General features: G+C 58.6%; 5 protein-coding genes. 3 read left to right on the top strand and 2 right to left on the bottom strand.

The window, feature by feature from the left end; genetic code table 11:
- The first annotated feature begins 394 nt into the window (after window positions 1-394).
- Window positions 395-1,324, top strand: coding sequence for an SGNH/GDSL hydrolase family protein (locus N2K95_RS10515; RefSeq protein ID WP_260651519.1), 930 nt, complete (start codon window positions 395-397; stop codon window positions 1,322-1,324).
- A gap of 27 nt (window positions 1,325-1,351) precedes the next feature.
- Here the strand turns inward: N2K95_RS10515 and N2K95_RS10520 are convergent, their stop codons facing one another.
- Complete coding sequence (locus N2K95_RS10520) at window positions 1,352-3,787, bottom strand: accessory Sec system protein Asp2 (RefSeq protein ID WP_260651520.1); 2,436 nt, start codon at window positions 3,785-3,787, stop codon at window positions 1,352-1,354.
- A 120-nt stretch (window positions 3,788-3,907) separates the two neighbouring features.
- Between N2K95_RS10520 and N2K95_RS10525 the strand changes: the two genes are divergently transcribed.
- Together N2K95_RS10525 and N2K95_RS10530 are read left to right on the top strand one after the other, a co-directional pair.
- A complete protein-coding gene (locus N2K95_RS10525) occupies window positions 3,908-6,163 on the top strand; it encodes a tetratricopeptide repeat protein (protein WP_260651521.1) in 2,256 nt (751 codons plus the stop codon).
- 68 nt (window positions 6,164-6,231) lie between these two features.
- Window positions 6,232-8,982 (top strand): bifunctional glycosyltransferase/CDP-glycerol:glycerophosphate glycerophosphotransferase, encoded by a 2,751-nt coding sequence (locus tag N2K95_RS10530; protein WP_260651522.1) that lies wholly within the window; start codon window positions 6,232-6,234, stop codon window positions 8,980-8,982.
- Here N2K95_RS10530 and N2K95_RS10535 read toward each other — a convergent pair.
- Window positions 8,957-12,034, bottom strand: a complete 3,078-nt coding sequence (locus N2K95_RS10535; protein ID WP_260651523.1) for a bifunctional glycosyltransferase/CDP-glycerol:glycerophosphate glycerophosphotransferase — start codon at window positions 12,032-12,034, stop codon at window positions 8,957-8,959. The genes N2K95_RS10530 and N2K95_RS10535 overlap by 26 nt on opposite strands.

The following is a 12,034-nucleotide window of genomic DNA, read 5'->3' on the forward strand; positions in this document are numbered from 1 at the left end:
GCTCGGACACTTTATCGGCATTGAGCCTATCTTTCGACCGTGCCCCAGAGAAGCAAGATACGATTGGTACTCGCGCAGGGGTCGTACCAAAACGGCTTTCCTCTCGTGCGGACGCTGGGTTCTCACCAATGCAGACACGCGAGGCGGTGACGCCCGTGTGTGCGATGTACATGAACATGAACATGAACGATTACCGCGATATATATCACACCAGAGAACTATCGTCTCGCACTGAGAAGGGTCCGAGTTCTACTTCGGATCACACTATCTACAAGTTTTCGAAGTATTAGTGTCATCTAGCGGAAGACAATCCAACTGCCGCAATGACGAATTGAGCTTCGGGCCGGTCAGCGTTGTATACGCTGTATCTAGAACCAAAACCGAAGGAGCATAGATGGCGAAGCGATACATCCGGCTGAAAGAGTACACACCTCGTAGTGACCAATGGATCACTCCATCCCCCGAGTACCTTTCGGGCACTGACGGAACCCTGCAAGTGGGACCGTTTCGGTGCCGCTCAGATGAAAACGGGTTTATACAAACCGGCAACCCCTCACTTCCCGGTACGCAACCCGTAGTCTTTTTGGGAGATTCGTTTGTGGAGTCTCTCTATGCTCCCGAGCATGACCGGTTTGTCTCCGTCGTCGAGCGGACCCTCCGCAGCAAAGGCCACAATGTGCAGTGTATGAATGGAGGATATTCGGGATCCACAACACTGCAGCTGCTGAACGTCCTAGTCAATAAGGTCTACCCTCTTGTCGGCCCGGGCGGAACCGTCGTCCTGTTTGCTCCGCACAGCGACCGTGACTACCTCTACAAGCAAGGCACCTATTGGAGCGATACGGCACGTGGTGCCACGATTCTTCCGCCTGGCGAACCTGGTCATCCAGAGATCCCGCGCGGACAAGCAGCCGCTGTCATGGTCCTCAGACTCTTAGCCACAGCGGCCCAGCAATTGGGGATACGCTTGGTGCTCGCTACGGCACCCTACCGCACCGGCGAGTATGATACCGATCCGCTGTTTCCACTCAGGTATCATGGGCGCTCCGACTGGTTCCGTGTCGGAATGACGCGGCGAAGGCATTGGATTTCCACGATTGAAGACACGGCCGCAGAATTCAACCTACCAATGATCAGGGCTGAGGAATTCATCGGCGGCGACCCTACCTGCTTCTATGACGAACTTCACCTAAATGCTCTAGGCCAGGCGCGCGTCGCCGCTTACGTCTCGGAAAAACTCGGAGACCTTATGACCGATGATGACCGTGACCACGGAGCGGTTGGTTCAGACTCGGCACCTATTGGGTCGCCACAAGGTGCTTGACCCGAGGGCTTCCAAGCTGGCTAGAGACTATTCCAAGGAAATCTTCATCTCGTAACCGAGGGTCCTGAGTAACTCCTCCCGAAAGATGCGATAAAATTCGGGCTCATAGTTGTACGGAGAGGGCCCCCGAGGATGGGAGGAATCGCTAAGTGTTTTCGCTCCGCCACCGCTGATCACTTCTGCAGGAACATACTGCAGGAACAACTCGTCCAGTTTGGACCATCGCATATTGAGTTCGCTGACGAACTTCTTCGGAAATTCCACTCGGGTACCTTTATTGAAATAGGAGTACACCGCGCGTGCGCCATTCAATATTACCCGTGTCTTCGGAAAGTTTCTCCGTCGAAGCGTCTCGAATTCTTGCGCAGCGGTGCGGAAAGCCTGGAGATATTCTTCCTCGTCATCCCAAAGGTTTAGTGTTTGTCGCTCGTCGACCGCTTCGGTCCAATATGGAGTATTGTGCAACTTCCATTCATTATTGGTCACAAGCGAGCCTTGCGCTCGTAAACAACCGAAACGCGCATCGGCAAAAAAATCGACAATCAAAACGTCGGGAGCGGCACCACTAACAAGGCCAACCAAGTATTGTTTTTCGAAGTCACGTACGGTTACCCGCGTTGAGTGCTGATCGGGGCCAGTAAGCTCTTCCGCAGGTACCTCCACAGGTTTTGACATAAGTGACAAGAATGAGGACTGGTAGTGCTCATTTCCCAACGAGAAATACGATTTCCAGTCTGGAGACAAGCGACCGTTGAAGTTGTCTCGGGAAACACAAGAACCGACAATATCAACGGTGGGTCTATTCGGAAGCTGATGTGAATCAAATAACGCAGCAACGGATACCACGCCCTCTAGCGGCTCACTAAACACAGCATCACCGAACCGTGCTGTCACGAAGGCCGCATACCGCCCAGGCGGGGTCCCTGTCAGCTCGATACCCTCGTACCTCGGCGTCGCATAGTACGCCTTTGAATAGTCAAGCCATGAGCCGCTGAACTGTTCGTTAATCTGCGCCCGATGATCCGAGGCCAGGGGAAACGCCTCTATTGGAGCTCCACCCTCGATCAGGCATAGAACGAGATAGTACTTGACGTCGTGGTAGTTGGCAGTCGGGATTCCCTCTACCGCGAAGTAGCCTTCGAAATGAATTCGTTCGGCCGCGGCCCACCGGGCGCCTTCCTTAAAGTACGCCCCTCGGGCAGTTGCACCAAGTGCCGGGCGTTTGGTCAACGTCGTACGCGACTCGTCGGTCTCAATTTTGTACAGGTACCCTTCGCCCACACTCCATACGCTCCGCGGGCGATTGGAAGTAGCCGGCACTAAATGCTGATTCCCGCCATGACACACGGTCAACGAGAGATTATACTTGCCCTCTGGGAGGCCGGACAATGGAACGCCTTTATGCGCGAGCGATGTGAACTTTGCCATAGAGTAATCGCAATACTGATGCTCATAAAATCTGGTGCTTAACAGTGGATCTTTGACGCCCCCCATCGGGACCTCGTAGGTCATTCCTTCGCCGCGGAACAGGATCCGTGTTCGCACCTTGCCATACTGGTCCGCGGGATAACCCTTCACGAAGGCGTATCCGTCCGGATGAAGTACCGACCCTTGGAAACTAAGAGATGTGAAGGAGTGAACAACCTCATTCCTGCTGCATACCTGATCCAGTGTCAACCCTGGAGCCGCATTACCGGGAGCTAGCGATCCGTTGCGAAGGTTACCTAAGACCGGTTTCGCGCCCTCGCTCAATAAACTCATGATGCTAGTTATTGTTGGAACGTTGTATCTTGTGACCGCACTGTGGGTGTCAACCAAGGGGCTTGACGTCAGAATATAGTTGAAGTTGGAGTACTTACCCAACTCACTCAGATAAGGCTCAATCGAACTTTTATGTTGCGGGTCGGCTTCGGACGAAAAAAGGTACACGTTACGCGCAAGGTTAGTGTCTTCCCGCAATAAATTCGGGAGCAGGGAATCCAGGTATTCACGTTCGGCAGATGATCCATCGTTTGTCATAGCCCTGAACACCTCGGGCCATTTCTTCTTGACCGAACTACCTATGTGCATTTGTGGAGCGGTTGCTAAAATCGCCCCATAGTTGTACTTGATCCCATAATAGAGGGCGGCACTTCCACCCTTGGAAAACCCAGCAGCAGTGCACTGGTCTTGGGCGATACCCAGGTAATTCATGGCCTGCTCTATCAGGGAGGCGATCGCCCGTTCCACGCTAAAATCAAGAGCGGTGCACAAATAATACGCGAAGTTGTCCGAGAAATCATCGAGTATCCATAAAATATTTCCACGAATGCTCAGTATTGGACCGCCGTCGAAGTCATACGTGCCGGGGTCGCGAAATCCCGAGAATATGACGATCAGATTCCGGCGGTCTCCAATTGCTTTGCGGTACTTGTATTTCACGGTCACGCCTTCGTGCAAATATGTACCTTCGACGATGCTCATCTATATGCCGATTCCTCACGCCTAGCCTGCCGAACAAAAGTATTCAGGCGTCTTACTCCACCACGGACCGCACAGGAAGCGATTCGTATGAAGCGCAGGAAGACCCGTACTATTTACTGCATGTTCCTTCACAGTTGCCAGAGCGCCAAAGAGAGTCTATCCGACGATGACAAGTTTGTAGCGCTAGAGCTTGGCGTACTGGACGACTTCATTTCTGTGCCGGGTCAAGGGGACTCACGGACACCACAGAATAGACATCTTGAGTATCTGGCGGCACTCCACTTTCGGGGAGAGGGCGACCTTGCTCTGGAGCTCTTAGAACGCGCGCTTGCATTGACCTCACACGAGTCCTTACCCACCGATGGCGCAACGGCATCCACAGTGCAACTACTTATCTTCAAGGCAGAGCTGCTTATGGCGGCAAATTCATTCCCTGAGGCTGAATCAACTCTCCAGTATGCGGCTTCATTCAAGAGTTCGCCGCAAACGATCGCGGACATCGCCATTCTGCATACGAGAGCACTCGTCAACTCGTCTAGAAAGCCGTGCGCCCTGGCCGTGCTTGCGGCTGCCTGCGATTCCCTGACTCCCGAGACGATACCGACCGAACTGGTCAGCACACTCGCCGCTCTACTCGTCGATCAGGGCGACTATGAACAGGCGGAAGGGATCCTCCGCGCCCACATCCACCAGCTGTCCGAAATACAGCCCGTCCGGCAACCCGACAATGCCGTCCTTTGCCGCGTGCAGCTTGCGTCCGTGCTGTTTGAACAGGGGAAATATGCTGAGACCATGGACACGCTGCGGCAGACGGATCCCGGCGACACTTCAGCTCCTCAGATCTTCAGCGACTTGTCCGACTATTACGCGGCTGCCTGCGGTGCCGTTTCCTCTGGAAAGCTGCTCTCCGAGTGCCTGAGTGCGTCAAAATTTCTTTCCCATACCGTTGACACAGATGCGGATAGCCTCCAGTTGTTCGCGGCTTTCAACTGGCTTCGATCGAGTGAGACCAGCAAAGACGCAATGCTGCGTGGTTTCCGCAATAGTGCGACTGTGGCCATCAGGCCTTTGGGTGAAATCTTCCACGCCAAGGAACTTAGCCTTCAGGGTAACGCGTATGAGCGCTTAGCGAAGCGTGACTATGCCGGAGCCGTGGCCGCGTTCGAACAGCTTGAGAAGCTGCGGACAGAGGCATCCCGCGGAGGAACTCTAATGGCGGTTTTAGATTCCAAGGCTCTGGCATTTTCCCTCGTCCAAGCGGGGCATTTCGGGGCTCTGGACGCCGTGCGCCGCGCCCGACGATATTCTCAGCTCCTCCTTGGTCTCGCGTCGGCCAACACCCTCTGGGCAGTCCTTGATGAAGCTCGGGTTCTGTTGGACCGGAACAAGACCGCACCGGCCGGTGCTCTGGTCCGGCAAGCACTCTCCCGGGAGACACTGCCCAGCGATGCGCGGGAAGTGCTCTTGAGGCTGCAACTAGTCCTCATGGAGGTCAACACTCGCTCGGGCCGAGTTCAGGAGAGTCTGAAATCGGCTGGGTCGTTGGCTTCCGCAGCTGCTGGTCTCCGAAGCACTGCTCCGGATTTGGAATTCATCGTTCAGTATCAAGCTGCCGCGGCCAAGGCAGCAGCAGGCGACTTCGACACGGCTGAGCACGAGTTTGATGCACTGCGCCATGCTCTGGAAGGCGCGGCGAATGTACCCCCTGAGCTTACCCTCAAGGCCACCTACGGCCTGGCCCGGGTTATGCAACATCGCGGAGAGTACACCCACGCGCTTTCGCTGCTCCGCCCGCTGGCGGATGCATCATCCGCCATGAGTAAGCCACTGTCTCTGCGGATCCGCCGCAGGATCGCTGCATGTCACATGAGCCTAAATGAGTATTCGGCCGCCGCCCATGTCTACCGTTCCTGCGCGGACGACCTGAGTAATTGGGCCGGGGACAAAGATCCCGATTACCTGGATCTGCGTCTATCACAGGCGGACTGCCTGATGGCCTCCGGACAATACAAGCCGGCCCGGAAGATTTACCGCACGCTCTGGGAGATTCTTCACAAGGACTATGCAGGACGAGACCGTTTTTACATCAGGGCCGTAATGGGGAACGCGACGTGTCTGAGGAGGCTGAAAGACTATTCAGGTGCCGTGCTCAACTACCGTCGTGTTCACAATCTCGAGGCACGAACCGAGTTCATGTCCCAAGAGGAGACTTTTGAGCTCGAAAAATGGCTTGCATGGAGCCTGGAAATGACGGGGGCACAAGAGGATGCCGCTCAGCACTACACCGAAGCGATCCATTTACTGGAGGAACTTGAGGCGGGGCGTAAGGACCTCCTCGAAGACCTCAGGTTCCGTGCGCTTTGCTGCATTGGATGACGGATGTCTACCACGGACGTGCCAGCCGCCAGCTTCGCCCCAGCCAGTTCCAGAACTATTAACCTCAGGTGAGTTATAACATGACCAAAGGGCTTTTTTCAGTCGTCGTAGCGCTGTACGGCGTAGAAGACTACGTGGATACCTTTTTCCAGTCTCTCGAGCGGCAGTCCTTCCCCTTCGCAGATCTCGACATCGTCGTAGTCGACGACGAGTCACCGGACGGATCCTACGAAATCGTGAAAAGGTGGGCGCGCAAGTACCCCGGCGTTATCCGCCATACCACCCAGGTGAATGGCGGGCCCGGAGCCGCCCGTAATACCGGTCTCGACATGGTTCGCAATGAATGGGTCACCTTTGCCGATCCTGATGACGCCCTCCAAGCGGACTACTTCCGAAACGTGGCCAACTTCCTTGAACGGGACACGAACAACAGTGCCGCGATGTTGACTACGCGAGTGATGATCTGGAACGAGAACCAACGACGGGTTACAGATACCCACCCGCTTCGGCGCAAGTATATGTTCGGCGAGCGGCTCGTGGATCTTCGCAAGGAGCCCAATAACATTCAGCTCGGCGGCGCGTCCATCTTCCTTAAGCGTGCTGTCCTGGAAGCGGAGTCCCTCCGCTTCGATGAGAGGGTGAAGCCCACTTTCGAGGACGGCGAGTTCATTGGACGCTATCTGGGGTCATGCGAAGACCCAGTTGTCGGGTTGATTCCGTCCGCAAGGTACCTCTATCGCAAACGGGGAAATGGTACCTCCTTGGTGCAGAGTGGCTGGCAGGTTTCCGAACGCTATGACGACATCCTCAGATACGGATACCTAGGGCTCCTTGAGGGTTTGAAACGACGGACGGGCACGGTCCCGGTCTGGGCACAGAACATGGTCCTATACGACCTCCAGTGGTACTTCGCGGAGGATCGCAGCATGAACAGCAAGACGGCGTGGATTAACGATGAGCAGAAGGAGACCTTCTTGGCGCTCCTGATGCGTGTCGTCGCCCATATAGACCGTGAAACCATCGACACTTTTGCTGTCGTCCCGCTGGACTGGACGACCCGAGAAGCCTTGCTCGTGCGTTACAAAGGGCATGGCCTCAGCGTCCCCCGCGTTTTCAAGTGGTCAGCGGCCGGCCAATCACCGGCGCAGATCCTTTACACCTACTCCGGCACCACACCGTCAGAGCGGTTCCGGGTAAATGGCACCGAGGTCGAGCCCACCCGCACCAAGACAGTCGCGTACAACTATTTTGGTCAAAATTTCTTCATGGCCCGCTCTGTTTGGTTGCCCACGGATGGGACAATCGAGGTCTGGCTGGACGGCGAGTTTGTGCCTTTTGAGTCGCCCAAGCGGCCCGGGTGGACGCGTCCGTTGCCTGCCGAAGGAAAGTGCAAGCTTGGTCCGATCCGGAAGCCGGCGCGCCACTCCCTGCCTGCCTTGGGCGCGGTGGGGCGCCGTGTGCTCGCGCCAGCTAGTTCTATGGCGAAAAAACTGGACAACCGGTTGGGGATTGAGAGCATCGTTTCCGGTACGGCCAAGTCTGCAGCGCTTAAAAACGTAGCGATCCGCGTAGCCCGGCGGAAGGTGCAGAGCGCGTTAGGCAATCGGCGTCACCAGGCAGACCAGAAAACAGTGGACTGGGCCCTGTCCCCCGCAAACGTCGCAAAGTTCAAGGACGCCTGGGTAATCATGGATAGAGTCGACCAAGCGGACGACAACGGTGAACACTTGTATCGCCACGTGGCAGCCAACCATCCGGAAGTGAACGCATGGTTCCTTCTGGATCGGACATCCTCTGACTGGAGCCGGCTTGAGTTGGAAGGGTTCAGGCTGGTGGAGTACGGTTCCCGGGCAGCTATCGCGCTTGTGCTAAACGCGGCGTACCTCATTTCCTCCGACGCAACTGCAGAAGTCCAGTACCCGATCGGTCGCGGTCGTTACCCCATGTCTGACGCCAAAATCGTCTTTCTTCAGCACGGTGTCATTACTCAAGACCTTTCCCGATGGGTGAACCCCAAGCCCATATCGCTGTTCGTTACCTCAACCCGTCCGGAGTACGACTCTATTGCCGGCAACAACTCGCCATACAGATTTACCGACCGCGAGACCTGCCTTACGGGGCTTCCACGCTTTGATGCACTTCAGCAGAAGGCCTTGGCGACGCCCGTCGCGGAGCGCAATATTCTACTTGTCACCCCAACATGGCGCCAGGAACTGAAGACAAAGGCAGGCCTGGCAACGACAAGTGAGGAGCGCCGAACGGTGCTCGAATCGTCAGAGTATGCCCGCAACTGGTTCGGACTGCTGCGAAGCCCTGAGTTGAAGGAATATGCCGATCACAACGGTCTCGAAATCGTCTACTTGCCGCATCCGTCCTTTGCGGATTTTGGCGAGATAGAGTTCCCCGATTACGTTCGAGTCCATCGTCGTGCCGACGGCAGCGTCCAGGATATTTTCGCCCGCTCACAGGTTGCATTGACTGACTACTCTTCCGTAGCTTTCGACCTCGCACTCATCGGGTCTCCATTGGTCTATTTCCATTTTGATCGAGGAGAAATCTTTAACGGCAAGCACAACTACCGCAAGGGGTACTTCGAATTCGACCGGGATGGACTTGGCCCCGTTGCTCTGAGCCCCGATGAGGTTATGCATCATCTGGCCGACTTGGCAGAACGTAACTTCGAGCGCGATGAGCTATATACCCTCCGGACTAAACAGGCTTTCGCTTACTTGGACGATGGCAACTCCGAACGGGTATTCCAAGCCATCAAGGCCTTGAACCAGCCGGAGTCTCCTAGCCCAGGCGGATCCGGGAACTGAATGCGAATGCAGTAGCCCGGCCTGCCGCAAATCCGTCATCTAGGGCAGCAAATGCCCTAGATGACGAATTCGCCCGTTTGGGTGAGCCCCGCAGCGCCGAGACCAGCTCCGCAGTCGTTGACACCAAAGGGACACTGGGTAGATCCGCCGCAGGATCCAGATACAATCCCCGCGAGTTCCGGTACTCCTCCAGGTCCGGAGCCAGCAGGTAGATTGGCCGGCCGAGCACCGCATAGTCGAAGACCGCGGAGGAATAGTCGGTCATCAGGACGTCGGACGCGAGATACAGGTCGTTGACCTCCGGGTAGTCGGTCACGTCAATCGCTGCGGGGTGCTCGTCGATCCGACGCTGGCCGGCGACGTTGTGATGGCCGCGGATCAGGAACGTGTACTCCGGTCCCAGACGCCGGCTGGCTTCGGCCACGTCCAGGAAACCCACCCAGTCCGAACGACCCGCAGCGTCCCGCACGGCGTCCCGCCAGGTGGGCGCGTAGAGCAGGACCTTCTGCGCGGAAGGAATACCCAGCAACGCACGGACCCGTGCCCGGGTTTCGGGTGCCTCGGCGTCCAGCAGCGCATCGTTCCTCGGGTACCCCGCCGTCAGCACCTTCCCCGTGTAGCCGAGTGCCGCGGGCAGCGTCCGGGCGGCGAAGTCGTTCTGCGCCAGCAGCAGGTCCCACCATTGCGTTTCGCGTTCCATCAGGTCCCGGTAGGACAGCGAGAGCAGACGCTGCGGAATGTCCAGGCCGATCTTCTTCAGCGGTGTCCCGTGCCAGGTCTGCAGATAGTACTGATTCGGTGACTTCCGGAAGTACCAAGGGAAGTTGTTGTTGTTCACCAACAGCCGCGCGGAAGCCAGCTTGTCGTACCACTGCGCAGATCCCTGCAGCAGCGGCACGGCATAGTCGGGAACGGGCACGGATAGGTCTGCAACGGACCAGTAGAGCGGTTCGTCGAAGCCTGAGCCGGCCAGGTAATCGGAAATGGCCCGCGGGCTGTCCGTGCAGCTCTTGCCGCCGAAGCTCTCGAAGAAGATCCCCGGGCAGGTCCGCCGCTGGGCGGCGGGCCCGAAGCTCGCACGCCGCAGCCGGTACTGGTGGAACGTTCCCGTCTCGTCATCGGCCAACGGCGCACCGATACTGACCGCCATCGCACCGGCGGATGTCCGCAGCCCGCGGATGCGCGCCCCCGGAAGCACCTCGGAGCGGAAGGCACGGGCTGTGCGTTCCTCGACGGCGACGGCAGGATCACCGGGACCTGCCGCTCCCCCGGTCCGTCGCACGCGCAGGGTGTAGGCACCCGACGGCGGCGCCGGCAGCGCCCTCCCCCACCGCTCGGTCGAGAGCGGAACACGAAGCCGGAGGGTCCCGTCCCGGACGTCCAGCACTTCGGCGGGCAGCGAGAAGCGTGCCGTCACCAGGGCGTACGCGGCACCTGCCGGACCGCCGTCGACGTCGATCTGCAACTCGTCCGCACCATCAACGGAGAGGGCAGCCAGTGACGTGACTGCCGGACCGGGCGGGCGGGTCTCCCCCTGAACGACTGGCAGGGGAACTGTCCGCTCCACCCGGTGTCCGGCAATCTCCGCCCGCACCGTGAGTTCCGCGGCCGGTGCTTCCAGCTCCACGGTGAACGCAGATGCTGCATAACTGCAGTTCCGGTCGCCGGACAGGAGATCGATCTCCGGATCCGTCCAGCGGATGAGCGGGAGTGCTGCGCCGGAAGCTCCGGCGGAGACCTGCAGCTCGACGGTATGGGTGCGCAGATCCACGTTGCGCAGATAGGCATGGCCGCTCACGGTCATTTTGCCCCCGGGGCCAGGCTGCGGTTCCCCCAGATGCACCTCCAGCTCAAGCCGGTTGGGCTGCACCTCCAGTAGGTCCCGGTCCACCGGTGTGGAAATCGCGTTCAGCAGCGGCGGCTCCGCAAAGATCCGTCCGCCGTCGAACGTCAGCGGGCTGGCGGTTCCGTTGTTGATCCGGTCCACCACGGCCCGCCGGATGTCCTCCCACTGTCCGTCGGATGCAAGGTGCAGCAGGACCCGGGACTGCGGGTCGATCTGGGCAAGGTAGCCCCGGGCGGACGGATACAGCTCCTGAAGGCCGTCGCGGAGCAGCTCGCCGAACTCCACGGACGCATCGGGCACTTGTTCGATATACGGAATCAGGTCGGTTCCGAGCAGCCGCCGGTACCAGTGCCCCAGCACGGGTTCCGGCGCCTCCTTCCGGAACAGATCGGTGACGTCCCGGGCAACGGTCAGCCGGTCCTGCAGATCTTCCAGCAGGTGTTTGGCCTGCGTGATGGAGGACCCGTCCTCACGGATCCGCCACCAGTAGACAACGGGGCTGAGGATGTCGAACCCCTCGGCCCGGAGGTAGGCGCGGCTGGTGGTTTCCTGGTCCTCGTAGCGGATGCCTTCCGGGATGGGCCCTACGCAGCGGTTCCAGAAGTCCCGGACAAATACCTTGTTCCACAGGAACACATCGTCAATCACCTCGGGGCAGTCGGCCAGCCGGACCCCTGTGCGCTGCTCCGAATGGATCCGCTCGGCCAGACGTACCGGGGTTCGTTTACTCCCGCGGATCCTGCCGTAGGACCCGACGGAGAATTCGGACCCGCTGCGCGCCAGAGACGTGACCATGACGGCGTAGGCATCGGAGGGCACGACGTCGTCCGCGTCCGCAAAGGTGAGGAACCGGCCGGTGGCCGCGCGGATCCCCTCGTTGCGTGCGCGCCCGTTGCCGCCGTGGGGCAGCTTCACGAGGGTGATCCGCCGGTCATGCCGGGCGTAACCGGCGGCAAGGGCCGCCGTCCCGTCCGTGGAACCGTCATCCACCAGGATGATCTCCAGGTCCCGGTAGCTCTGCGTCACGAGGCTGGTCAGACACCGTTCCAGGTACGGGGCAACGTTGTACATGGGAACGACGACGCTCAGCAGCCCGTGCCCCTCCGCACCGGCACCCGGGGCAGCCAGACGACGGAGCCGTGCCCGGAGCGCGGGGTGCAGTGAGCCGGCCAGGCCGCTCAGTGCACGGGCGGAAGCTTTCGGCAT

Source organism: Arthrobacter zhaoxinii (genome assembly GCF_025244925.1).
Lineage (GTDB): Bacteria > Actinomycetota > Actinomycetes > Actinomycetales > Micrococcaceae > Arthrobacter_B > Arthrobacter_B zhaoxinii.

What these genes read in the sequence shown, in the direction of transcription:
- N2K95_RS10515 (WP_260651519.1), top strand. Translation starts at nt 395, where the DNA reads ATGGCGAAGCGATACATCCGGCTGAAAGAGTACACACCTCGTAGTGAC.
- N2K95_RS10525 (WP_260651521.1), top strand. Translation starts at nt 3,908, where the DNA reads ATGTTCCTTCACAGTTGCCAGAGCGCCAAAGAGAGTCTATCCGACGAT.
- N2K95_RS10535 (WP_260651523.1), bottom strand. Translation starts at nt 12,034, where the DNA reads ATGCCGAAAGCTTCCGCCCGTGCACTGAGCGGCCTGGCCGGCTCACTG.
- N2K95_RS10520 (WP_260651520.1), bottom strand. Translation starts at nt 3,787, where the DNA reads ATGAGCATCGTCGAAGGTACATATTTGCACGAAGGCGTGACCGTGAAA.